Source organism: Rhodoplanes sp. Z2-YC6860 (genome assembly GCF_001579845.1).
Lineage (GTDB): Bacteria > Pseudomonadota > Alphaproteobacteria > Rhizobiales > Xanthobacteraceae > Z2-YC6860.
The window spans coordinates 7,346,657-7,368,722 of sequence record NZ_CP007440.1 but is presented as its reverse complement, the minus strand read 5'-3'; the positions used below and the strand labels follow the sequence as shown (position 1 = coordinate 7,368,722).

The 22,066-nt window shown below is 61.4% G+C and carries 24 protein-coding genes; 13 read left to right on the top strand and 11 right to left on the bottom strand.

The window, feature by feature from the left end; genetic code table 11:
* Window positions 1-48: 48 nt before the first annotated feature.
* The 3 genes from RHPLAN_RS39985 (at window position 49) to RHPLAN_RS39980 (ending at window position 822) form a co-directional block, all read left to right on the top strand.
* A complete protein-coding gene (locus tag RHPLAN_RS39985; protein ID WP_157100667.1) occupies window positions 49-189 on the top strand; it encodes a hypothetical protein in 141 nt (46 codons plus the stop codon).
* On the top strand, window positions 189-353 hold the full coding sequence (locus RHPLAN_RS38860; RefSeq protein WP_084246156.1) for a DUF3309 family protein: 165 nt from the start codon (window positions 189-191) through the stop codon (window positions 351-353). Before RHPLAN_RS39985 ends, RHPLAN_RS38860 begins: the two co-directional genes overlap by 1 nt.
* A gap of 289 nt (window positions 354-642) precedes the next feature.
* Window positions 643-822 carry a hypothetical protein gene (locus RHPLAN_RS39980; protein ID WP_157100666.1) on the top strand — a complete coding sequence of 60 codons (180 nt, stop codon included), beginning with the start codon at window positions 643-645 and terminating at the stop codon, window positions 820-822.
* A 1,573-nt stretch (window positions 823-2,395) separates the two neighbouring features.
* Here RHPLAN_RS39980 and RHPLAN_RS39970 read toward each other — a convergent pair.
* The 3 genes from RHPLAN_RS39970 to RHPLAN_RS34240 all read right to left on the bottom strand — a co-directional run bounded on the left by RHPLAN_RS39970 (window position 2,396) and on the right by RHPLAN_RS34240 (window position 6,044).
* Window positions 2,396-3,175, bottom strand: a complete 780-nt coding sequence (locus RHPLAN_RS39970) for a hypothetical protein (RefSeq protein ID WP_157100664.1) — start codon at window positions 3,173-3,175, stop codon at window positions 2,396-2,398.
* 37 nt (window positions 3,176-3,212) lie between these two features.
* A complete protein-coding gene (locus RHPLAN_RS34245) occupies window positions 3,213-4,322 on the bottom strand; it encodes an HlyD family secretion protein (protein ID WP_068028320.1) in 1,110 nt (369 codons plus the stop codon).
* 225 nt (window positions 4,323-4,547) lie between these two features.
* Entirely contained in the window at window positions 4,548-6,044 is a 1,497-nt protein-coding gene (locus RHPLAN_RS34240; protein WP_068032284.1) for a DUF1254 domain-containing protein, read from the bottom strand.
* A gap of 142 nt (window positions 6,045-6,186) precedes the next feature.
* On the opposite strand from RHPLAN_RS34240, the gene RHPLAN_RS41120 reads away from it, so the two are divergent.
* Window positions 6,187-6,594 (top strand): hypothetical protein, encoded by a 408-nt coding sequence (locus RHPLAN_RS41120; protein WP_157100663.1) that lies wholly within the window; start codon window positions 6,187-6,189, stop codon window positions 6,592-6,594.
* A gap of 241 nt (window positions 6,595-6,835) precedes the next feature.
* Here RHPLAN_RS41120 and RHPLAN_RS34235 read toward each other — a convergent pair whose 3' ends face one another.
* Window positions 6,836-7,615 carry a bestrophin-like domain gene (locus tag RHPLAN_RS34235; RefSeq protein ID WP_068028317.1) on the bottom strand — a complete coding sequence of 260 codons (780 nt, stop codon included), beginning with the start codon at window positions 7,613-7,615 and terminating at the stop codon, window positions 6,836-6,838.
* A gap of 135 nt (window positions 7,616-7,750) precedes the next feature.
* On the opposite strand from RHPLAN_RS34235, the gene RHPLAN_RS34230 reads away from it, so the two are divergent.
* From RHPLAN_RS34230 to RHPLAN_RS34205, 6 genes are all read left to right on the top strand, one after another.
* The gene (locus RHPLAN_RS34230) at window positions 7,751-9,160 is read left to right on the top strand and encodes a DUF2252 domain-containing protein (RefSeq protein ID WP_084246713.1); all 1,410 of its coding nucleotides are present in this window, start codon (window positions 7,751-7,753) and stop codon (window positions 9,158-9,160) included.
* Between the two features lie 80 nt (window positions 9,161-9,240).
* A complete protein-coding gene (locus tag RHPLAN_RS34225) occupies window positions 9,241-9,912 on the top strand; it encodes a hypothetical protein (RefSeq protein ID WP_068028314.1) in 672 nt (223 codons plus the stop codon).
* Between the two features lie 968 nt (window positions 9,913-10,880).
* Entirely contained in the window at window positions 10,881-12,296 is a 1,416-nt protein-coding gene (thrC, locus tag RHPLAN_RS34220; RefSeq protein WP_084246154.1) for a threonine synthase, read from the top strand.
* The gene (locus tag RHPLAN_RS34215; RefSeq protein ID WP_068028309.1) at window positions 12,293-13,564 is read left to right on the top strand and encodes a M16 family metallopeptidase; all 1,272 of its coding nucleotides are present in this window, start codon (window positions 12,293-12,295) and stop codon (window positions 13,562-13,564) included. Before thrC ends, RHPLAN_RS34215 begins: the two co-directional genes overlap by 4 nt.
* A 71-nt stretch (window positions 13,565-13,635) precedes the next feature.
* Window positions 13,636-14,223: a GNAT family N-acetyltransferase gene (locus RHPLAN_RS34210; RefSeq protein ID WP_068028306.1), complete on the top strand. Its 588-nt coding sequence runs from the start codon at window positions 13,636-13,638 to the stop codon at window positions 14,221-14,223.
* Window positions 14,224-14,376: 153 nt separating this feature from the next.
* A complete protein-coding gene (locus RHPLAN_RS34205; RefSeq protein ID WP_068028303.1) occupies window positions 14,377-15,069 on the top strand; it encodes a hypothetical protein in 693 nt (230 codons plus the stop codon).
* Window positions 15,070-15,109: 40 nt separating this feature from the next.
* Here the strand turns inward: RHPLAN_RS34205 and RHPLAN_RS34200 are convergent, their stop codons facing one another.
* From RHPLAN_RS34200 to RHPLAN_RS34175, 6 genes are all read right to left on the bottom strand, one after another.
* Entirely contained in the window at window positions 15,110-15,766 is a 657-nt protein-coding gene (locus RHPLAN_RS34200) for an HAD family hydrolase (protein WP_068028300.1), read from the bottom strand.
* 241 nt (window positions 15,767-16,007) lie between these two features.
* The gene (locus tag RHPLAN_RS34195) at window positions 16,008-16,499 is read right to left on the bottom strand and encodes a F0F1 ATP synthase subunit B family protein (protein ID WP_068028297.1); all 492 of its coding nucleotides are present in this window, start codon (window positions 16,497-16,499) and stop codon (window positions 16,008-16,010) included.
* A gap of 10 nt (window positions 16,500-16,509) precedes the next feature.
* Window positions 16,510-17,040, bottom strand: a complete 531-nt coding sequence (locus RHPLAN_RS34190; RefSeq protein ID WP_068028294.1) for a F0F1 ATP synthase subunit B family protein — start codon at window positions 17,038-17,040, stop codon at window positions 16,510-16,512.
* 51 nt (window positions 17,041-17,091) lie between these two features.
* A complete protein-coding gene (locus tag RHPLAN_RS34185; RefSeq protein ID WP_068028287.1) occupies window positions 17,092-17,319 on the bottom strand; it encodes a F0F1 ATP synthase subunit C in 228 nt (75 codons plus the stop codon).
* A gap of 67 nt (window positions 17,320-17,386) precedes the next feature.
* Entirely contained in the window at window positions 17,387-18,136 is a 750-nt protein-coding gene (locus tag RHPLAN_RS34180; protein WP_068028283.1) for a F0F1 ATP synthase subunit A, read from the bottom strand.
* A 44-nt stretch (window positions 18,137-18,180) separates the two neighbouring features.
* Window positions 18,181-18,540, bottom strand: coding sequence for an AtpZ/AtpI family protein (locus RHPLAN_RS34175; RefSeq protein WP_068032281.1), 360 nt, complete (start codon window positions 18,538-18,540; stop codon window positions 18,181-18,183).
* Between the two features lie 339 nt (window positions 18,541-18,879).
* Between RHPLAN_RS34175 and RHPLAN_RS34170 the strand changes: the two genes are divergently transcribed.
* The 3 genes from RHPLAN_RS34170 (at window position 18,880) to RHPLAN_RS34160 (ending at window position 20,707) form a co-directional block, all read left to right on the top strand.
* A complete protein-coding gene (locus tag RHPLAN_RS34170; RefSeq protein ID WP_157100662.1) occupies window positions 18,880-19,422 on the top strand; it encodes a hypothetical protein in 543 nt (180 codons plus the stop codon).
* Window positions 19,419-19,886 carry a secondary thiamine-phosphate synthase enzyme YjbQ gene (locus RHPLAN_RS34165; RefSeq protein WP_068028275.1) on the top strand — a complete coding sequence of 156 codons (468 nt, stop codon included), beginning with the start codon at window positions 19,419-19,421 and terminating at the stop codon, window positions 19,884-19,886. The genes RHPLAN_RS34170 and RHPLAN_RS34165 overlap by 4 nt, the downstream gene beginning before the upstream one ends.
* A 146-nt stretch (window positions 19,887-20,032) precedes the next feature.
* Window positions 20,033-20,707, top strand: coding sequence for a response regulator (locus RHPLAN_RS34160; RefSeq protein WP_084246150.1), 675 nt, complete (start codon window positions 20,033-20,035; stop codon window positions 20,705-20,707).
* A 13-nt stretch (window positions 20,708-20,720) separates the two neighbouring features.
* Here RHPLAN_RS34160 and RHPLAN_RS34155 read toward each other — a convergent pair whose 3' ends face one another.
* Complete coding sequence (locus tag RHPLAN_RS34155; RefSeq protein ID WP_068028272.1) at window positions 20,721-21,959, bottom strand: EAL domain-containing response regulator; 1,239 nt, start codon at window positions 21,957-21,959, stop codon at window positions 20,721-20,723.
* Window positions 21,960-22,066: the final 107 nt, after the last annotated feature.

The window sequence follows — 22,066 nt, the reverse complement described above, 5'->3', positions numbered from 1 at the left end:
GGAACTTTGCTCTGTCAAAAGATTTGGTACGGCAGCAAGGAGGCCATCATGGGTGAGCTGTACCGACAACGTGCTGCCGAGTGCGAGCGCATGGCGCTCGAGCATCCGGAAGAGAGCCACAAGCTGAGAGAAACTGCGGAGACCTGGCGCTTGATCGCCGAGGCCACCGAAGAAGCGACGGTGCACTGATGTCCATCGGCACAATCATCCTCATCATCCTGGTCATCGCGCTGCTCGGTGGCTTCAGCGGCATCGGCGGCGGTCCGTTCTACGGCACCGGCTACTACGGTGGCGGCGGGCTCGGGCTGGTCGTCATCATCCTGTTGATCCTGGTCTTGATGGGCCGGATATAGAATGCTCATCCGCCCTACGAAATGACCGATTGGGTGTAAGGGATCTGGCGGCATCGGCGGTGAACTTCCTTCGCCAGCACGCAGATCCCTCTCCGCCCTCATCCTCAGGAGCCGCGCCATAAGCGCGGCGTCTCGAAGGACGAGGGCGGCCCCAGAGTTCGAGAGTTGCTTCCGCGTCGCTCCGACAAGCCCTCACCGTGAGGCCCGGGGAGAACCCTCCTGTGACATCTCGCACTTCGCGAATCTGGAGGTTCAGCGCAGGATGGCGCCACTCGAAGGACGCTCTCCAATGCCGCTCTATCGTTTCGGATTAACCGAAGAAAACTTGTGCCCGGATCAGAAACTTGAGTGGCATCCAAACGACGTGGCGGCTTTGGCCGCCGCGGCACAGACCACCGCAGCTTCGGCCCGCGATCGCGGAGCAGGCAGGCCCGTGCCCATGCTGCTCGCTTTCAGGATAAAGCCGTAAATTGTTCAAAAGGCGTGTGGTCCGCTCGCCTTTACGGTCCTGAACGTCCCAAGCCCGTGACCGGAAAGAAACCGAAGCTCATCACCGATCCGGTCGCCGCGGCCCTTCAAGGCGCAGGCGGGTTAGCGCTGCGTCATCCGCTTTTGCACCATTTGTCGCTGGTTCGTTTCCATAGGCAGCGGTCCATTTTTAAATGAGGCGCTGGCCTCTTTTGGAACCTTGCGTCTTCTGATGTGTTATGGACCATCGCCAATCACGACCAGGGGCATCGGCGACTGAGAGACGCTCCAGCGCTCCCGCCTGACGGAGGGAGCATGGAAATTGAGCCGACCGATTTGCGTGAATGCCCACTGTGCAAGCAACAGGCTTATATCCGCATTATCATTCGCAGCAGGGATTCCCCCGGCCACGATGAATTTCTCTACGAATGCTCCATGTGCGCACATGTGGAAGTAATCTCGATCGCACGCAACTAGGGCCGCCCCAAAGCGGGAACTAACAACTCAATTGATATTTGGACAGCGTGCGAACTGTTCGAAGTAGCTCCGATGCCAGCGCGTTCATTCGGTGCCGACGACAAGCCTGTGTGCCCTAATTGCGGAAAGCCTATGCACATCACGCGCCGCACGCCCCATTCCGATCACGGCGATGCATTCGAGAGGCAGACTTTTGAGTGCGCCAGCTGCGGCCAAGAAATAGAGCGCAGCGCCGACAAGCAAGGCGATCCGCACAAGTAGGCAGCCTCATTCGGTGGCCTCTTCACGCCATCACATCTACGAATGACTTTAAGACGACGCGGAAAGTGATACGGCACGCTCAAGACGCGGGCTTCTACGTAGCGACGCTTTCACGCATTCGCGTCGACCAGAACATCACACAGACATCAAACCGCACGGTGGTAAACCGGCTGTGCATGTCAATCGATGTGCAACATCGAAAAATATTTCAAGCGCCCGACTCAAACACTCGTCGCATGAACGATGCTGAGAATGCTTGTCGCTTTATTGCAGCGCTCCGGCCCACCAGATAGCCGCCAACTAGATCTGCGCGTAGGCCGCGATCCATAAGACCAACAACAGAACGCCGATCAGGCCCATGACGCGGGCTCCGCGCCGCTCGGATTCTATTGCCGTTTGCACTTCCATCTCGAATTCCTTGAATCATGAAGCCCCGCAAGACGCAGTGAGCCCTGCGGGGCTTCATCCCTCTGGACGGTGGATCGTTTGTTTGTCCACCAATGAACTACCTGCCGCAGCACGCGGGCGTGGCATGGAGATGCGCACCGCAGCAGGGACTAGCCCGTGCAACGACTGTGAATTGGAAAGGTTGCGCAGGCGCTCGTGCAAAAGGTTTTGGGTGTAACCAATTTACAAAACGGAGTTGACCCTCACTTGATTGTCCGCTCGCCATTGTTCTGCGCGTAAGGGTTCAAAAAGCGAGGCCGCCATGTCTTGGGCGGGGCGATGCAGGCTGCGACGCAATTTGTGCAAAGGCTTGAACAGCCTCACCGAACCTCAGGCCGTCCATATCGGCCGCAAGCTATTGCCCAACTGCGTTGAGAACGTCGCGCCGTTCAATCCATTCCCGACGTTTGTTCGTGGCGATGCCATTCCTTGGCGAACCTGTCGAGATACCGCACCGCAGCTTCCAAATTCTCGACGATAACCGGCTTATCAAGATGCGGGCTCAATGCACCAACCAGATCGGGTGGCGCTTCGGTCAGCTCGGCCAGAGTTCGAACCGCAGAAACCAACCTTGTGAGCTGACGTTGTGTCGACAGTCGTTTCCTACTGTACTTGCGCGCAATCTTAGCCTTGGTTTTTTGCGCGGGGCTGATTTCAGGCAGCAAAGATTTTTCGTCGGCTCCACCTCTTTTATTGATGATCCTACCGATGACTGTTGCCTGCTCCCGATCAAGCCCTCGTTTAGACTTCAACAAGGAATCGGAATGAGGTTTCTTACCAATGCGCGCGGCAAGATCGTTTGCTTCGGCGCGCATCGCGCCGGCGGAAACCTGGGGCGTGGCGCCATCTGCATGGTCAAATCCGCCAACATCGGCGGTGCTCACGAGTCGAAGATGCGAAGCTTTGTCGGACATACGCACGAAATTACCCGGATCGAAACGAGTGTCCGGTCTCTGCCAGAAAATGATTAAGAAGCTCGTAGCTGGCTCGCAAGGCGGGTTCGCGTAGCGTAAGCCGCCATTATTCTGTTCACGTGGCTGATTACGCCTTCGGCTAGGCCGTGTACTCAAATTCGTCGCGATGTCGGCTTTGGTCTGAAAGCGACAGTATTGCGCCGTCGCCGCGAAACGACGCGATGTGCCACGAACGGACTTGAGCAATTGCAGCACGTAGGCGAACTCCCTTGCGCTGCTGTCAGTTCAACTCTCACAGGTAAGCCGTGTAAGATTTAACCCAAATCAAGACCCAAGCGATAATACCAATGATGCCCGCGTCCTCAGCAATGACGGTCGCTTTGCCGGATGTACCGAGGCGCAACGCTGCCCGATCGACCGTCTCGGGGATTGAGATTAATGCCGGATAGTCGGTTGTTCCGCCCAGCGCGGTGGTACGCGCTAGGGTCCCGGACACCGAGATTTGTCCCTGACCGACACCTGGAGGGATTTCAGTGATCCTGGCCTTGTGAAGGTGGCCCGGGTCGTTCTCGAAGACCAATGTTACGGCGGCGTCAGGCTTGATAGTCCTGAAACCGTTCTGCGGGAACATACCTATGATTGTGATGTCCGAAGCGACAACAAACGACATAGCTGAGCGAGAATTCAACGTGCGAGCGCCAACCGTAAGGGCCATACTGCTCACGTAACCATCAGTTGGTGCACGGACGGTCGTCTGATCCAACTCCCATCGGGCCTGGTCTAATTGGGCTTGCGTTTGAACGACCGTGGTGTTGATGCCGTCGATTTCCGACTCCATGGAATTTTTAGCGCTGCGTTGCGCTGCCTTAGCGGCCTCTAGCGAATACGCCGCCGTCTCCATTTGGTCCCGCTGATCTTGCTCTTTAAAAGGTGACGTTGCACCGGACCGCGTCAGCGTCTGTACGTCGGCAAGCCGTTTCTGGTGAAACTTTAATTGGGAATCTAAACTTGTCACATTTGCAGTGGCCTGTTCATAGTTCGCCTTGAGTACCTCGGCCTGCTGCTTGGCGCCGATGAGCGCTGCTTCAAGCTGGGTCACCTTGTACTTGAATGGTTCTTGGTTGATTTGAAAGAGTACGGTGCCAGCCCTAACTGGCACGTTCGGTTTGACGGGAATCGACACAACGTCTCCAGCAACGTTCGGCGTCACTTCGACGACGCGTCCTACAACAGTAATGGTCCCGGACGGGCTGAGATAATTTAACAAGCCGAGAAACACAGAAAGGATGAAGGCGCCAAGCAATGCCGTGATCGTTCCAGATGTCCAATTCCATTTCACCAACCGTAGCTTGGAGAAGACGAGCCAGACAAGTACTAGGTAAAGGACAAGGATGATGACCATCGATTGCTCCCGCCAAGTAACTGCTCACTTATAAAGCGGATAGACGCACTGCTTGCTATCTACACGACCTTCCGGTCGGAGGATCGCGGGACCGCTAGGGCGTGTAGTCATGATTTCGGCATTTCCGCTCCGCCCGATAGCTGTGCGAAAGCGGACATTGGAAAGCCACCGCTTCGCGCCACAGCGGAAATGAAGGGGAGGAGCCGAAGCTCCGCCCCGATCTTGTTACATCGGCTCAATTTCACTTGGCCGCCAGGTTTTGTCGAACCACGGCTGGAGTGGGCCATAAAGTCGGAGGAGCGTGTTCCATCCTTTGCCGGGGATGGTTTGTACCCAGTTGTTCTCCTTGCTGGGCGGCGCCTTGGGGCCGAAATAGACATCCACTGAACCGTCCGCGTTGACCTCGAGGTTCGGGTTCTGACTGGTTGCGGCCGGCCAACGCTGGTCGGTCTGGAGCATGGAGCGGGTCTGATTGTCATAGAGGATGACCGACCAGAATTGCTTGACCGGAATATTGGGCGGCAAGTGCAGCTTATAGTTTTTTCCGCCGTCGAGTGGCTTGCTCTGACTATCGACGAACGCCGCCATGTATTGCGATCCCTCGCCGACTGTTTTCGAGTCCATCGCCGGCGTCACTCCGGTCGCGTAGAAGAAGAATGCCGAGTAGGCATCAAGGATACGCGCGCCATTTTGTTCGAACTTGTAGCCGCCAAAGAAGCCCGAACGCCACGCGCTGTTGGGGTAATAGTAGCTTTCCTTGATCCGCAACCGGCCATTGATGGCACGCGCAGTGGCGTCACCTACGAGAGCGGCCTCGGTTAAGATCTTCTTCATCCGCGCATCGGGCGCGAATGGCTTGCCCTTTTGGATGCCGATCGATGCGTAGAAGCCGAGCGTGACCGGGTCGACTGAACCGGTCGGTTCTTCCTGCACAACCTGATTCAGATACTCCCAAAAGGCATAATCTCCCGGCGCCAGTGTGCTGAATGCTCTGCCGGAAACATGCACGAAATTGAGATTCGGGGGATTTGCGGCATCCTTCAGGCGATAGATGCGCGTGTGCTTTTCGACCAAGTCAACGCCGGGCTTCGGGTCGCCGTTCACCAAGAAGGAACGCCACGGAACCCAGACGCTGAAAGTTGCCGGCCTCACGACGAAATATCCGCTCGGAACTTCGCCCTTGTAGCCAGGCGGCAGGATCAGGTACTTGCCACCCTCACCCTTGTCTGGCCCGACGAGGCCGACATCGGTAACAAAATTATACCACATATCGTTGATCAGCCCGAGCACCTTTGGTGGCGCTTCGAGCACCAGAGGTCCGTCACGCAGGTCAAGCCAAAACCAAGTGTACGGCGTGTTGTTGTTTGGCGTGAGGAAGAGCGACTTCGGGTCCATCCGATCCTCAAAGATCGGCACCGTCACGTTGAGCGGACCCAGTTCGGCGATCCCCTTTCGATTGGCCAATTGGTTCACCGGCGCCAAGCCCAACAGGTAGGCTTGGACGGCACGCTGGAAGTCCAGGTTGTCGTAGAGCTTTTCCACGGTCGCATCGTCGGGAAAGCCGTCGAAGAAATTCAGCGTCCCGAGACGAGTCTCTACCTTGTCCGGAATCGCAACACCCGGTGGTATCGGCGTTTGCATTTTGTATTGCTGAGCGTTGAGTGGAATTATCGAGAACGCTAAGAACGACAGCGCAGAAACTGCTGATGCCATCAATTTCATGATACGGCCCACCTTGGCTAGAAGCGACAAGCTCGCATTCTTTGACACGGACCAAGCCTATGCCGATTGCGTTAGGTCAATCCGCCCCAGTCCGCTCCGGGTCAGAACCTGAAAGGCTCAGAGCGAGGACAATACTTCCGCTATGCCGCAGACAACCGCGCGCCCCAAAAAAAATACAGCTTTCGAAAAAGAGCAGCTGCTGGTTGATCTGAATCAAAACAAGATCGCTGGGACTGATGTCAATCACACTGTTCAGACATATTCGGCCAAGGAGGCTAACATGAAAAAGATTGGGATGCTGGTTGCTGCTGTCGGCCTGTTCTGCGGAGCGCCACTGTCGATTGAGTGGTCGCCTACGAGCGGGCCCGCCCTTTCCGTGGACAGCGCACAGGCTCGCGTGGGGCGACCAGCAACTCCCGGCAGTGTGGCCGGCGTTGCCCGCCGCACCACCCGTCGTACTGTGAGGCGTGGCGTAGTCGTGGCTCCAGTGCGCCGCGCCATCATCTATTGCACTGCTGTTGGATATCCGGTGGGCTGTGTTCCGCGCTAGCCTGATTATAGATCGGAAATTTCAAGTGGTGTCGCTACGCCTACGGGCGTAGCGGTAATATTTGGGGCGCATGTCAAAGTTTGCCCAGATGTACGCCATGCGAGCGGCTTCGCTACTACCAAGAAATATGGGTCAATCGGGTCGTTTTTGCCCCGGTCGGGGAGGTTCGTTGTACCCTCAAATGCCGACATGGAAGCGGACATCGAGTTCGGACGAAACGTGCCACAAGCCGACATCCTGCCTAGTCGGTAAAGCCGGCGATACTGGCCGCTGTGTCGATCATCGGTTGTTGGCTGACGTCAATGAAACCGGCCCCCGGTCGATCCAGGTCCAGGATCAAGACTATAACGGCCGAGATCAGCAATCCTGTGATGTAGACGGGCAACCGGCTGCGGCGTTCTTCGCGACCGCTCGCATATCCGGCGAAGGCATTTGCGAATGCAGCGACTCCGAAAAGAGCGAGCAGCACGACGGCCGGTACTCTGTTGCGAAGTGCTGCCAGACGTTTCCCCTGGCCATCAATCATTTCATTGAGCGTCTGAATAAAAAGTCCTGTGGGCACCATGCCGCTGTCCTTGGCGGCCACCGCTTTTGCCTGTTGCCAAAGCGCTTCTTGCAACACATTCGACCGATCGATCGCGGCTGTTAGTTCAGTCTGAGATACCGGACGCTGCGCAATATCTAGTCGTATCTTTACATATTCCTGCAGCAACCTCAGGGTTTCCGTTCGGTGCGGTTCGGGCAGCAGGCGCGCCCGCAACGCCGTAGTGCCTATTGCGTTGGCCTCATTCAGAACTGCATCGCGCCGAGCCTCGAAGCGCGACAAAGCCATGGCGAAGGTAAAGCCGATCAAGAGAGCCAGCACTCCGATGATGCCGCTTTCCAGCACCGATATGTTGTCGCCGCCTCGTCGGCCCGGGCGCAGTACTCCAATCCGGCGCCCGATTTCGCTGGCGCAGAGAATTGCTGCGAGACCAGCCAGGAAAAGCGTCAGCAGTGAGTAGTCATAAAAATCCGGCATCGTCAGCGGCCCTGAAACGACCGCAAAAAATAAAGATTACTGGCGTGAATTCATTTGATTTACGTCAATGGGATTGTCTGCGTGGATTGTAGCTTTTTGTTTATTACGGTTGCTCTAGCTTCGGCATTAGTCGACATGAAACACACCAAGGACATTTCCAAGACTGCCGCTGCCGGTAGCGCCGCCCATATCATGTCCGCGAATGACCGGGCAGCGGCTGGCAAAGCTCTGCGCGACAAGCTCCCGCGGGAGCGGCACGGCATATGGAAGGAATTCAAAAGCCGGCCAGACCCGATAGGCCTATTGCACAAGTCGGACGCTGGCCGGATGAAAAACCTCGTTCCGATCCGCTATGGCCGGATGTTGCAGTCGCCCTTTGCCTTCTATCGGGGGTCTGCTGCGATCATGGCCTCCGACTTGTCGCGAACGCCCAATACGGGCCTTAAAGTCCAGGCGTGCGGCGACTGTCACTTGATGAACTTCGGCGGCTTTGCCACCCCCGAACGCAACATCATCTTCGACATCAACGACTTCGATGAGACGTCGCCCGCGCCGTGGGAATGGGACGTCAAGCGATTGGTTGCTTCGTTTGTGCTCGCAGCGCGATCGAACGGACTTTCCGACCGCAATGGCCGTGATTGCGCGGAGACCGCTGCTCGGAGCTACCGCGAGCACATGCGCGAATTCTCCAGAATGGACCCGCTTCGGGTCTGGTACTCGACCATAGACGCTGAAGATATCATGGGGCTTTTGCCCAAGGCTTACCGGAAGCAAGTCAGCAAGCGTATTGAAAAAGCGTCGGCTGGCAGTGGTTCGGAGTTGGATTTCCCCAAACTCGCGGGGACGGTAGGCGGGCAGACCCGCATCACAGACCAACCGCCGTTGATTTTCCATCCCGAAGAGACCAACGCCCCTGAGGCCAGAGCAACGATCGAGAAGCTTCTACGCGACTACCGGGAAACGATGCCCGAAGACCGGCGCATGCTGTTCGATCGGTATCGGTTCGTCGACATTGCCATCAAGGTGGTCGGCGTGGGCAGCGTCGGTCGGAATTGTTGGATCGTTCTGATGATGTCTGAGGAAAACAGCCCACTATTTCTTCAAGTCAAAGAAGCTGTGCGATCCGTGCTGGAGCCGTATGCGGGGAACAGCGCATATAGCCATCATGGGCAACGGGTCGTGCTGGGACAGCGTTTGATGCAGCCGGCATCGGATATCTTCCTGGGTTGGCTGACCGGTATTGGGGGGCGGCATCTCTATGTGCGGCAGTTGCGCGATGCCAAGATCAAACCTCTGGTCGAGACTTTCAACGCCGAAGCGCTGAATTTTTACGCTGTGATGTGCGGCTGGGTGCTCGCCCGCGCGCACTCGAAGGTCAGCGAGATATCGGCAACGATCAGCGGCTATCTCGGCTCATCGAACGATGAGTTCGACGAAGCGATGGGCAAATTTGCCTTGGCCTACGCAGATCAGGCGGAACATGACTATGCCGCCCTTAAAGCAGCAGTGAGGAAAGGTAAGGTCACAGTCTATCAAGAACCCTAGGCTGGGCTTCCCGAGCGAGCCGGCGAGTTCCAGGGCCTGCCGTCGATTGCTCAGGGTGTTGGAGTAAGGAACGCAAGCCTATGCTGGACAACGGCACGCTCATTCGCGCGCGTCTAAAAACGCCGAGGGCCGCCGCCATCGCGGGCATCGCCTTTTCTGTCCTTACGATCACGATATTCTGGTTGCTCCGGCGTTCCATTCCGGCCGATCCCCTTGAGCTGGGAGCGTGGCTTGCTACCGACTCGAAAGCGGTAGCGCTGGCGCTAAATCTGGTTCCATTTGCCGGCGTTGCCTTCCTGTGGTTCGTCGGCGTGCTGCGTGACCGGCTCGGTCAACAGGAAGATCGGTTCTTTGCCACTGTATTTTTCGGAAGTTCCCTATTGTTTCTGGCCATGCTGTTCGCCGTTGCAGCGTTTGGGGGCGCGGTCATCCTGGTAGCGTCTTCTGCCCAACCAAATGAATTGATCAACTCCGTTACTTTCCGTTTCGCGCGGGCAGCCGCCTACATCTTCATGAACGTATACGCGATCAAGATGGCGGGCGTGTTCATGATCTCAACATCGACCATTGTAATCTACACCGCGGTAGCACCGCGCTGGATTGCTCTGTTGGGCTACGCACTGGCATGCATTCTTCTCGCCGGCAGCTACTACATCAGCTGGAGCTTTGCTGTCTTGCCCATATGGGTCTTCCTGATCAGCATCTACGTACTGATCGACAATTGGCGCCAGCCAATGGAACGCTCACGATAATACACCGCCACGGACTGCCTCGCTGCATGTCTCTTATGGGTCATGCACGTCATTTGTGAATGATTCGCATGTCCGCTTCGCGCCAAAAGCGTCCTTGGGCCAATGGCGGCAGATTGAACGTCCGCGCGTTAATGAGTCCGCGTCCCAATCCGCTTTACGAGCCAAGGCAACGAGCTCGGACTCGTCATTGTAGGTGCGATGCCGGAATCGCGTTGGTGATTGCTGGGCTCGTAGGAGCGCTTTTGGGTCCAACGGCGGCCGTGGGGAGCCTTTGCCGTTTCGTTTGAGTCGCTTCGAGATCGAGCGAGCAGAGTGGTCGACAACCCAGCGTCTCTATCGAAGCCAAGAAGCGGCGATACTTAGGATGCACTTGACGTATATATATGTTCATGATATGTTCAAATCCATCCCGGCTCATCTGAGGGCGTCTTCCGGAGACGTTCGGCTGACGGAGCTGGGTGCGGCGTCCTGCGGACGGGCCTCGTAAGCTCGGCTCCGGGAGGCGTCTGGGTTCCGTTCGCTCTACTACGAGGGCCGCCCGTCAGGGCTCGTCCGGGATGGAATGAACGGCGGTGAAAACCGCCGGAATTGCAGGAGGGATACTCCTGGTCCTCCCGGTGATACGGTCCAGGCGCCCATAATCGCCGCGGTGGAGCGCCGGAAGGCGCGCCTGCCCTCGCAAGGGCGGGCGGGGTGCCTTCGCAAAGGTGCCCCAGTGAGACCTGCGCCGTTTCGGCGCTCCGCCTCCCTCAGGGAGGCACGAAAGAACCCGGGCGTGGCCCGGACAAACCGACAGGGAAATCTGGCGATCCGCGCGATTCATCGCGTGGAGCCGGGGAGCCGTGTCAAAAGACGTTCGCGGGCCGGGACTTTGGCTGATTCTGATGGAGTTTCAATAATTTGATCGTTTCCTTGTGAAACCCCGGAGGGCCGCATAAGTTGGCCCCGACGCTTTCAAGGACAATTTCGTGCGCTACGTTTCGACCCGCGGTGAGGCCCCGCCGCTCGGCTTCATGGATGTCACACTCGCGGGCCTCGCTCGCGATGGCGGGCTTTATGTGCCCGAAAGCTTTCCGCAGATCTCGCCCGAGACCATCTCGGGCTTCGCCGGCAGGCCTTATGCCGAGGTCGCCGTCGAGGTGATCCGGCCGTTCACCGGCGATTCCATTTCCGAAGCCGAGCTCTCGCGGCTTGCCCGCGAGGCCTACGGGACCTTCCGCCATCCGGCCGTGGTGCCGGTGTCGCAGTTCGGCGCGGGCACGTTCCTGCTCGAGCTGTTCCACGGGCCGACGCTCGCCTTCAAGGACGTGGCGATGCAACTGCTCGCGCGCCTGATGGACCACGCGCTTGCGGCGCGCGGCGAGCGCACCACCGTGGTGGTGGCGACGTCCGGCGACACAGGCGGCGCCGCGGTGGAAGCTTTTCGCGGCCGCGCCCGCACCGACCTGTTCGTGTTGTTCCCGAAGGGCCGCGTCTCCGGTGTGCAACGCCTGATGATGACCACGGCGGGCGACGACAACGTCCACGCCATCGAGGTCGAAGGCACGTTCGACGACTGCCAGGCCATCGTGAAGGGCCTGTTCAACCATCACGCCTTTCGCGACCGCGTGCGGCTCTCGGGCGTGAACTCGATCAATTGGGCGCGCATCGTCGCGCAAGTTGTCTACTACTTCACGGCGGCCGCGACGCTCGGCGCGCCGCATCGCAAGGTCGCATTCACGGTGCCGACCGGCAACTTCGGCGATATCTTCGCGGGCTATGTGGCGCACCGCATGGGCCTGCCGATCGACCGGCTGGTGATTGCGACCAACGTCAACGACATCCTGGCGCGCACGCTTTCGACCGGCACCTACGAGGTGCGCGAGGTGGTGGCGACGGCGTCGCCGTCGATGGACATCCAGGTGTCGTCGAACTTCGAGCGGCTGCTGTTCGAAGCCTGCGGCCGCGATGCCGCGCAGGTGCGCGGCCTGATGGCCTCGCTGGCGCAGTCCGGCCGCTTCTCGGTGTCGACGCCGGCGCTCGCCAAAATCCGTGAGCTGTTCTCGGCCGGCCGTGCCGACGAGGACGAGACCGCGGCCGAGATCCGCACCACCTTGCGCGAGACCTCGCGCCTGATCGATCCGCACAGCGCCGTGGCGCTCGCGGTCGCCGAGAAAGAAACCCGCGACTCCTCCATTCCGATGATCGTGCTCGGCACCGCGCATCCGGCCAAGTTCCCCGATGCCGTGCAGGCCGCCTGCGGCGTGCGTCCCGAATTGCCCGAATGGCTCGGCGATCTGCCGGGACGCAAGGAACGCATCACCTCCATGCCCGTCGATCAGGGCGCAGTCGAGAAATTCATCCTGGCGGCCAGCCGTGCCGCGCGCGAAGGAGCAGCGGCATGACCGTTGAAGTGACCAAGCTTTCCTCCGGCCTCACGGTCATCACCGACGAGATGCCGCATCTGCAGACCGCCACGATGGGCATCTGGGTCGGCTCCGGCAGCCGCGATGAGCAGCCGCAGGAGCACGGCATCTCGCATCTGCTCGAGCACATGGCCTTCAAGGGCACCGAGCGCCGCTCGGCGCGTCAGATCGCCGAAGAGATCGAGCAGGTCGGCGGCGACATCAACGCGGCGACGAGCTTCGAGACCACGGCCTACTTCGCGAGCGTGCTGAAGGCCGACATGCCTCTTGCTGTGGATGTGCTGTCCGACATCCTGTCGAAGCCGGCCTTCGATCCGAACGAACTCAAGCGCGAGCAGAACGTCATCGTGCAGGAGATCGGCGCGACCGAAGACGCGCCCGACGATCTGGTGTTCGACTATCTGCAGGCGGTGTCGTTTCCGAACCAGCCGATGGGCCGCGCGATCCTCGGCACGCCCGAGACGGTGTGCTCGTTCAAGGATCAGAACCTCCGCGCCTATCTCGACCGCAACTACCGCGCGCCCGACATGGTGTTTGCCGCGACCGGCGCGGTCGAGCATGCGGCGGTGGTCGCCGAGGCCGAGCGCCGCTTCGGCCACTTCAAGGGCCCGGCGGCGCCGGTGCCGCAGGCGGCGAGCTTCGGCGGCGGCACCAGGCTCGAGGCGCGCGATCTCGAGCAGGTGCACATCGCGCTGGCGCTCGAAGGGTTGCCGCAGCGCGACGCCAATCTGTTCAGCCTCCAGGTGTTCTCCATCGTGGTCGGCGGCGGCATGTCGTCCCGGCTGTTCCAGGAGGTCCGCGAGAAGCGCGGGCTCTGCTACACGATCTCGGCGTTCCACGCGCCTTATGCCGACACCGGCATGTTCGGCATCTATGCCGGCACCGACGCGGGCGACGTGAAGGAGCTGATGCGGGTCGCGGTCGACGAGACGGCAGCGGCCGCCACCAACATCACGGAGGCCGAGGTCAATCGCGCCAAGGCGCAGATCAAGGTGGGCCTGCTGATGGCGCTGGAAAGCTCCGGCGCGCGGGCGCGGCAGCTCGCCAACCAGATCCTGACCTATGGCCGTGCGCTGCCGATCGAGGAGATGATCGCGCGCATCGACAACGTCACTGTGGAAAGCGCGCGCGCTGCGGGTTCCGCATTGATCGCGCGCGGCCGGCCTGCCATTGCTGCTCTCGGCCCGCGCAAAGGACTTGAGAGTGCGGAGACAATCGTGGAAAGTTTCAAACGCCGCGCGGCGTAAGGCTGTCGCGGTGTAAGGTTTGGCGCTTTAGGTTTTGGCGCTTACGAAAGTGTGACGCTTAGAAGTTCGGCATGGCGTTGTTTCGCACCCTGAGCGCTCCCGAGCCGCTGCCTCCGATCACCGGAGATGGGGTGGTGTTGCGCGCCCCTCAAATGGCCGACTACGCCGCCTGGGCGCAGGTCCGCGAAGAGAGCCGGAAGTTTCTCACCCCCTGGGAGCCGACCTGGCCGGCCGACGATCTCAGCCGGCCGGCCTTCCGCCAGCGGCTGCGCCGCTATGCGGAGGACATCCGCACCGACCAGGCCTATCCGTTCTTTCTGTTCCGCAGCGAAGACGGCGCTCTGGTCGGCGGGCTCGCGCTCGCCAACATCCGCCGCGGCGTGGCCCAGGCCGGCAGCCTCGGCTACTGGGTGGGCGCCCCCTACATCCGCCGCGGCTATATGTCGGCGGCGGTCCGGGCGCTGATCCCGGTGGCGTTCGATCTGCTGCGGCTGCACCGGATGGAAGCCGCCTGCATCCCGACCAATCTTGCGTCGATCAGGCTTCTGGAAAAAACCGGCTTCAAGCGCGAGGGCTATGCCCGGTCGTATCTGTGCATCAACGGCATCTGGCAGGACCATCTGCTGTACGCCAGGCTGCAGGGCGATCCGCGCGACTAGCACCATGTGTCCCGTGCGCCGTTCGGCGCCATGGGACGGCCACGATGGCTCTGCTATAAGGGCCTTGCGATTTACCGGGCATTAGCCATTGCGGGCCTAAGCGTGGGGCGGGTCCCGGGGGTAAGCAAACCAGGTGTTTGGGGTGGGTTTGGCGTGACCGAGTTCCGGCAGTTGATGCACTTTCAGTTCCGTTCGCTCCGCCGCGGCGTTGTCGCGCTCGCGCTTCTGAGCCCGCTGCTCGGCGCCTGCTCATCGCCATCGATGCCCTCGTTCTCCTCGATGTTCGGTTCGGGCACGGCCGCCGGCGACGCCAACGCCACAGCGGCTGCCCCCTTGGCGCTGCCGAACGATTTCGAATGCCCGTCGGTCATGGTCCGCTCGGGCGCCGCGACGCTCTCCTCGTCGGTCAGCGCCAGCGACGAAACCGCCACGGGTCTGCGTTATCAGGTGGGGCTCGGCAACACCGCGCGCGAATGCCGGATGGTGGCGCCCGGTGTCGTGTCCGTCAAAGTCGGCATCCAGGGCCGGGCGGTCCTCGGACCGCAGGGCACACCCGGCACGATCGACGTGCCGATCCGCTACGCCGTGGTCTATGACGGCGTGCCGGCCCGCACCATCGCCACCAAGCTCGAGCGCGTGCAGGTGAACGTCACGCCGGACAACAGCAACGTGCAGTTCTCGCACGTGGCCGATCCCATCGAGTTCCCGATACCGAAGCGCTCCGAGATGGACCAGTACGTGATCTACATCGGCTTCGACCCGGTCGGTGCCCAGCAGAACGAGCGCAAGAAGCCCGCGCCGCGTCCGGCCAAGCCGAAGCGGCAGATGAGCCAGGGGCAGGACTAGAGCCAGAGTTTTCAGGGCTGGCCGGTTCGGCGACTCAGAGCTAGAAGCCGCGGATCGCGACGACGGTGCTTTTCAGCGCCCGCATGTCGGTGACGACCGCACGTGCGCCGGCGGCGGTGAGCTGGGCTCCCAGGGTGGGATTGGTGTGGCTGCCGCCGATGAACCCGATCGGGGACATGCCGGCGGCATGGGCCGCCGCCACCCCCGCGGGCGAGTCCTCGACCACCACGCAATCGGCCGGCTCCACGTGCATCTTGGCTGCGACATGGAGGAAGAGGTCGGGCGCGGGTTTGCCGCGCGGCACGTCGCTCGCCGAAAACAGGTAAGGGTCGAAGAAGCGCAGCAGCCCGGTGCTTTCCAGGCTCAGCCGCATCCGGTCGAGCGGCGACGACGACGCCACGCATTTCGGCCCGCGCAGCCAAGTCAGCGCATGCTCGACATGGGCGGTGGCGCGGAGTTCGGCGCGCAGCCGCCGCAGAGTGGCGCCGGCCAGCACCGAGGCGAAGTTCGGCGGCAGTTTCCTTTTGGTCGCGGCCTCGATGTCGGCCAGCATGTCGGCCGGACGCCGCCCGGCGAAGAAGCGCGACACGATCTCCGGCGAAACGGCAAAGCCCGCCCGCGTCAGCTCCTGCGCGGCGACGCCCGCCACGATGGATTCGCTATCCACCAGCACGCCGTTGCAATCGAAGATGAACACCGAGGCCCCCAACCGCCCACGTTCCGCAGGCGTTGCCTTCTCGTGCCTGTGTTGATTCGCATGGCGAGATTATGAAGGCGGGGTGATTCGATGAATCCTGTGCACTGCAATTCCGCAGCGCACACAGCAGTTTTACACAAGGAACTCGCTGTGCGCCGCACTCAAGGCGGCGCACATTCGCGGGGATTCTGGACAATAAGAGAAGGAACGAAGAGAAGCGTCAGGTCCGCCGCAGCGAAGCTCAGTTGAGCTTCGCTTTCACGTCCTGGATGCCGCGGGCAACGAGATCGTCGGCCAGCTGACCCTTGGTGGTCTCGCGAAGGATCTTCTCGGCTGCGGCGACGGCGGCCTCGGCCGCTGCGGCACGCACATCGGCCAGCGCCTGGGCTTCGGCCTGGCTGATCTTGGTCTCGGCGAGCTTGGTGCGGCGGGCGACGAACTCTTCCACCTTGGCGTGGGATTCGGCCGCGACCCGCTCGGCCTCGGCCTTGGCCTCGGTGACGATGGCCTGGGCCTCTTGTTCGGCCGCGCGCTGTTTCTTTTGATACTCGGCGAGCAGCGCCGCGGCTTCGTCGCGGAGTTTCCGGGCTTCGTCGAGCTCGCTCTTGATCCGGGCGGAGCGATGATCGAGCGCTTCGATCACCTTCTTGTGGGCGCCGACATAGAGCAGCACGCCGATGAAGATCACGAAGGCGATCGCGACCCAGTTCTCCGGCTCGTGGAAGAATTCCATCGCTGTCACCTTACCGCTTGAGCGCGTCGGCCACCGCGGCCTGCACGGCGCTGCCCGCGGGGGCGGTGCCGGTCAGCCGCTCGACGATCGCCGAGGCGGTGTCGATGGCGATGCCCTGCACATTGGCCATCGCCGTGGTCTTGGTCGCGGCGATGGTCTCTTCGGCCTTGGCGAGGCGGGCGTTCAGCTCGGTCTCGAGCTTCTTGCGCGTCGTATCGGCCTCGGCGTTGAGCTTGTCGCGGGTCTCGCCCGCCATCGCCTGCGCACGGGCGCGGGCATCGGCGAGCGACTTCTCATAGGCCGCAAGAGCTGTATCCGACTGGTCCTTCAGCCGCTTGGCCTCGGCCATGTCGCCGTCGATGCGCTGGCTTCGCGCCTCGATGATCCCGCCGAGCCGCGGGATCGCCATGCGTGCGATGATCAAGTAAAGCGCGACAAAGAAGATCACCAACCAGACCAGCTGGGAGGCAAAGGTTTCTTTGTTGAACGGCGGGAACGGAATTTTGCCGCCCGGGTGTTCGGTATGCGCTTCGGTCGCCATCGCGGTGCCTTGAGGCCTGGAGTGTTTCGCTTGGAGCGAAGAGTGTTTCGCTTAGAGCGCGAACAGGAGCAGCAGCGCGATCAGCAGCGAGAAGATGCCGAGCGCTTCGGTCACGGCGAACCCGAAAATCAGGTTGCCGAACTGGCCCTGGGCGGCCGACGGATTGCGCAGCGCGGCGGCGAGGTAGTTGCCGAAGATCGAGCCCACGCCGACGCCGGCGCCGCCCATGCCGATGCAGGCGATGCCGGCACCGATGTACTTCGCAGCTACTGGATCCATGAGAAAACTCCTTTTCGAGGTTGGTTGTTCGAGATGAGGTGGATTGGTCGGGTCGGTGACTTGGTGATTAGTGACCCGGGTGAATGGCGTCGTTGAGGTAGATGCAGGTCAGGATCGCGAACACGTAGGCTTGCAGGAACGCGACCAGGAGCTCCAGCGCGGTCAGCGCGACCACGAGGCCAAGCGGCAGCACCGCGCCGGCCATGCCGGCAATGCCGAGACCGCCGAGCAGCGTGATGAAGCTCGCGAACACCTTCAGCGTGATGTGGCCAGCCAGCATGTTGGCGAACAGACGCACGCTGTGCGAGATCGGCCGCGACAGAAACGACAGCACCTCGATGAACACGATCAGCGGCAGGATGTAGACCGGAATGCCGCTCGGCACGAACAGGCCGAAGAAGTGCAGGCCGTTCTTGTAGAAGCCGTAGATGATGACCGTGAAGAACACCAACAGCGCGAGCGAGGCGGTGATGATGATGTGGGTCGTCACCGTGAAGGTGTAGGGCACGAGGCCGATGATGTTCGCCACCAGGACGAACATGAACAGCGTGAACACCAGCGGGAAGAACTTCATGCCTTCCTTGCCGGCGGTACTTTGTATGGTGTTGGCGACAAACTCGTAGGACAGCTCCGCGATCGACTGGATGCGGCCCGGGATCAGCGACTTGGCCGAACTGCCGCCGATCAGCAGCGCCCAGGTGCCGAGCACAGTGATCGCCATGAACAGCGCCGAATTTGTGAAGGCGATCTCGTGCCCGCCGATATGGCCGAGGGTTGCGATCTTCGTGATTTCGAATTGATGAATTGGATCGGCCATCGCCGCGCTTGTCCTGTCAGTCCGTCGCCAACTTCACCGTGCTTTTATCGTGATTTCCGGCCCGGTCCACTGGAAACGCCAGCGGCTCGCATCACATTGACCACGCCTGCGGCGAAGCCGAGCAAGAGAAACACGATCATCCCCCACGGCGAGATGCCGAGCCAGCGATCAAGCGCCCAACCAATGAGCGCACCGACCACGACACCGGCGACCAGTTCGGTGGAAAGGCGGAAACCGCGGGCGAGTGCCGACGGATCGCTCTTCGAACTGGGCCCAACTTCAGCTTGCCGGCTCGCCCCCTGCTGGTGGTGGAGCCGTTCGCCGAGACGCTTGAGCCTCGCGGAGAGATCAGCCTCTTCGTTCAGCCGGCCACCGTTTCCACTCTCGTCGCGCGTGTCGGGCATGGTCAGAAGCCCCGTTTTGGACACTGCGGCGTCGCGAGCAAACCCAGAGATTGCCTGCCTTGCTTGAAGCCGCGCGGACCATAGTGATTGGGGTTTTCCGAGTCAAGGAATGCCATACCTGGGGCAGTGGGCTGATTCATTCATTCTCTCAATGCGTTAGGGCCAGTCCGGGCAGACATTGAAACGTCTCTGTGGGTGGCGAGTTGCAAGCGCAGGCGATGTCGGGTTTGAGTCTTGGCAAAGCCGCCGGAAAGCGGCGCTCCAAACGACATTCCGCTGGAGTTTCGAAGGAGACGAACCATGACGCGTCCGGCCTCTGCCGCTCCGTTGGCGGGTCTCATGCTGCTCGCCGTGCCGTTCGCCGCCGCCGAGGAGCAAAGCCAGGCTCCGGCCCAGATTCCGCAGGCTCAGACGCAAGCGCCGGTTCCGCCTCAGACGGTGCCGCAGCCGCCCGGCGAGGCCGCCCGCTTCAGCTTCCACCGGGTCGGCGAGGCCTTCGTCCGGCTCGACAGCGTCACCGGTCAGGTCGCCCAATGCTCGCAAACGCCGGCCGGCTGGACCTGCACGGTGGCTCCCGACGAGCGCACCGCGCTGGACGGCGAGATCGCGCGGCTGCAACGGGAAAATGCCAGCCTGAAAAAGTCCCTGCTGGCGCGGGGTGATGTGCCGGGGCCTCTGGCCGAGGCCAATCCCGGGGTGAAGCCAGTGCCGCCGGGCAATGTGCCCGACCCGTCGCCCGGCACCGCCAAGCCGCCTGCCGACCTGAAGCTGCCGACCGACGCCGAGGTGGACCGCGCCATTGCCTATATGAAGGGCGTCTGGCGCAAGCTCGTCGATATGATGATGGACCTGCAACGGGACATCCAGCAACGGAAGGGCTGAGGGTGGCGGCCCGGCTTTCCGCCATCCGCACCGTCGCGCCGGAGCTTCTCGCGAGCGCGGAACTGAGCCTCGAAACCAAGGGCGAGAGCTTCACCGACATCACCGACGAGGCGCGGCGCTTCGTCGCGCAATGCGGGGCGGGTGACGGCCTGCTGCTGCTTTATCTCCGCCACACCTCGGCATCGCTGACGATCCAGGAAAACGCCGATCCGGACGTGCAGACCGACCTGGTCACCGCGTTGCGGCGGCTCGCCCCCGCCGACGGACCCTGGGTTCATACGGTCGAGGGGCCGGACGATATGCCGGGCCACATCAAGACCATGCTGACCGGGGTCACGCTCCACGTGCCGGTCGAAAGTGGCGTCCTGAAGCTTGGAACCTGGCAGGGCATCTATCTGGTCGAGCACCGGACGCGGCCCCATCGCCGCGAGGTGCTGCTGCAATTTGTCGGCTCCCGGCTGTGAAAACCGGCCTGGCTTCAGCCCCGCCCCGGGCTAACCAAGCCCCGATCAAATCCGTTCAGGACGATGCATTGCCGGTTCCAATCGGCTAGATTTTACGAGGTCCGGGACTGGCCCGCGGGGGAGTGGCCCGTGATCGAGGACTGAGTTTGAGCGATCCGAACTATCGGCTCCTGATAGCCGACGACCATCCGCTGTTCCGCGGCGCGCTCCGCGAGGCCGTGGCCGGTATGGTCGAGCGGGCCGACATTGTCGAAGCCGGCACCTTCGAGGAAATGTCCAAGCTGCTCGAGGAGAGCGACGAGGTCGATCTGATCCTGCTCGATCTCGCGATGCCCGGCGTGCGTGGCTTCTCCGGGCTGATGTTTCTGCGCGCGCAACATCCGAGCGTGCCGGTGCTGGTGGTGTCGGCGAACGACGATCCGTCGGTGATCCGCCGCTGCATGGATTTCGGCGCATCGGGCTTCATGCCGAAGACGCTCGGCATCGACGAGATGCGACAGGCGATCAAGAAGGTGCTTGGCGGCGGCGTGTGGACGCCGCCCGACGTCGATCTCTCCGGCGGTGCGGACGCGGAATCGGCGGCGCTGATGGCGCGGCTTTCTTCGCTCACGCCGCAGCAGGTGCGCGTGCTGATGATGCTGTCGGAGGGCATGCTCAACAAGCAGATCGCCTACGAGCTGTCGGTGTCGGAGGCGACCGTAAAGGCGCACGTCTCGGCGATCCTGCAGAAGCTCGGCGTCGACAGCCGCACGCAGGCCGTCATCGCGGCCGCGAAGATCGAAGTCGGTCAGTGGCCGCAGGCTGCGGCGAACCAGAATTGACCTTCGGCCAATCTCACGCGTACGCGGCCGCGGCCGTCTCCAAGGTGCGCAAGCCGCCCCACTGCTCCACCCATTGCACGAACTGATCGGCTTCGATCGCCGGCGAAATCGCCAGCCCCTGTGCGATGTCGCATCCTGCTTGCGTCATCCGCCCCCACAGCGAAGCGCTCTCGATACCTTCGGCCACCACCTGCATTCCGAACTCGTGCCCCAGGTGGACGCAGGCGCGTACGACGCGAGCCATGTCGCGATCGATTTCGCTCTTGCGCACGAACTGATTGTCGATCTTGAGCTCATTGAACGGCATTCTGGCCAAAGCCGCGAGGGAAGCGTGGCCGGTGCCAAAGTCATCGATCGATACGCCGACGCCTCGCAGCCGCAAACCCACAAGAATTTCGGTCGCCTTGGTCGTGTCCGACATCGCGGTGCTTTCCGTGATCTCAATGGTCAGCGCCGAGGGCGGCAGGTTATGGTCCGCAAGCATCTGTTCGACCCGATCGAACAGGGTGACATCGGTCAATTCAGAAGCCGAGACGTTGACCGCCACGGAAAACTTCGGGCGTTGGCCCACAATCCGGCTCGCCAAATGGGCGGCATCGCGCATCAGGGACGACGTCAGTCGAGGAATGAGGCCGGCCGCCTCCGCGAGGGGGATGAAGACGTCGGGCGGAATGAAGCCGAGCTCCGGATGCTTCCATCGGGCCAAAGCCTCGCATCCCACAACCTCGCCAGAGCCCAGCCGGACTTTCGGCTGGAACCAGGGAACGATTTCATGGCGACTGATCGCCGCGACCAGTTGGTCCAGATCGATGACAGGTCGAGTGTTCCTTCGCCGGGTTGCCTCGCGTTCGCGGGGCCAATTGTCGCGAAGCGCGGCTCTGAGCTTATCGAGGTTGATCGGCTTTGCGACCTGGCAGAAGCCTAAACCAAGTGCGCTCGAAAGGCGTGCTGCCGAATTTTGAATCCTCTCGTCGCAGCCGCTGATGATGATGACAGGGGTTTTCCTGAAGCTCGCAATGGTGCGAAGCAGATTTGTGCCGGGCTGCTCGCCGAGCGACAGGTCAAGCGTGATGCAATCGAATTGATCGCCTTCCAGCGCAACCAGGGCTTCTTCCGAGGACGCCGCCGATTGCGGGCGATACCCAAGGCTCTCTCCGATCTTGCAGATGATCGTCCGCTGCACAAAATCATCGTCGATGACGAGCAGGGAAGGTGTGCTCCCATCCGCCGCGCCGGCGAGATTGCCTTGCATATGATGCCCCCGATGTTCCGTTTGGTTGTGGCGTTGATTGAAACTCGCGCCGCGTTTTCCGCCGATAGGTCAGTGCTGGTGCGGCCGGCGGCGGCGTCCGCGTGCCT

Excerpts from the sequence above, each read along its gene's own strand:
- RHPLAN_RS39980 (WP_157100666.1), top strand. The coding sequence starts at position 643 with ATGCCGCTCTATCGTTTCGGATTAACCGAAGAAAACTTGTGCCCGGAT.
- RHPLAN_RS34230 (WP_084246713.1), top strand. The coding sequence starts at position 7,751 with ATGAAACACACCAAGGACATTTCCAAGACTGCCGCTGCCGGTAGCGCC.
- RHPLAN_RS34185 (WP_068028287.1), bottom strand. The coding sequence starts at position 17,319 with ATGGATCCAGTAGCTGCGAAGTACATCGGTGCCGGCATCGCCTGCATC.
- RHPLAN_RS34180 (WP_068028283.1), bottom strand. The coding sequence starts at position 18,136 with ATGGCCGATCCAATTCATCAATTCGAAATCACGAAGATCGCAACCCTC.
- RHPLAN_RS34245 (WP_068028320.1), bottom strand. The coding sequence starts at position 4,322 with ATGGTCATCATCCTTGTCCTTTACCTAGTACTTGTCTGGCTCGTCTTC.
- RHPLAN_RS34235 (WP_068028317.1), bottom strand. The coding sequence starts at position 7,615 with ATGCCGGATTTTTATGACTACTCACTGCTGACGCTTTTCCTGGCTGGT.
- RHPLAN_RS34240 (WP_068032284.1), bottom strand. The coding sequence starts at position 6,044 with ATGAAATTGATGGCATCAGCAGTTTCTGCGCTGTCGTTCTTAGCGTTC.
- RHPLAN_RS34175 (WP_068032281.1), bottom strand. The coding sequence starts at position 18,540 with ATGCCCGACACGCGCGACGAGAGTGGAAACGGTGGCCGGCTGAACGAA.
- RHPLAN_RS34190 (WP_068028294.1), bottom strand. The coding sequence starts at position 17,040 with ATGGCGACCGAAGCGCATACCGAACACCCGGGCGGCAAAATTCCGTTC.
- RHPLAN_RS38860 (WP_084246156.1), top strand. The coding sequence starts at position 189 with ATGTCCATCGGCACAATCATCCTCATCATCCTGGTCATCGCGCTGCTC.
- RHPLAN_RS34210 (WP_068028306.1), top strand. The coding sequence starts at position 13,636 with ATGGCGTTGTTTCGCACCCTGAGCGCTCCCGAGCCGCTGCCTCCGATC.
- RHPLAN_RS39985 (WP_157100667.1), top strand. The coding sequence starts at position 49 with ATGGGTGAGCTGTACCGACAACGTGCTGCCGAGTGCGAGCGCATGGCG.
- RHPLAN_RS34155 (WP_068028272.1), bottom strand. The coding sequence starts at position 21,959 with ATGCAAGGCAATCTCGCCGGCGCGGCGGATGGGAGCACACCTTCCCTG.
- RHPLAN_RS41120 (WP_157100663.1), top strand. The coding sequence starts at position 6,187 with ATGCCGCAGACAACCGCGCGCCCCAAAAAAAATACAGCTTTCGAAAAA.
- RHPLAN_RS34170 (WP_157100662.1), top strand. The coding sequence starts at position 18,880 with ATGCTGCTCGCCGTGCCGTTCGCCGCCGCCGAGGAGCAAAGCCAGGCT.
- RHPLAN_RS34195 (WP_068028297.1), bottom strand. The coding sequence starts at position 16,499 with ATGGAATTCTTCCACGAGCCGGAGAACTGGGTCGCGATCGCCTTCGTG.
- RHPLAN_RS34215 (WP_068028309.1), top strand. The coding sequence starts at position 12,293 with ATGACCGTTGAAGTGACCAAGCTTTCCTCCGGCCTCACGGTCATCACC.
- RHPLAN_RS34225 (WP_068028314.1), top strand. The coding sequence starts at position 9,241 with ATGCTGGACAACGGCACGCTCATTCGCGCGCGTCTAAAAACGCCGAGG.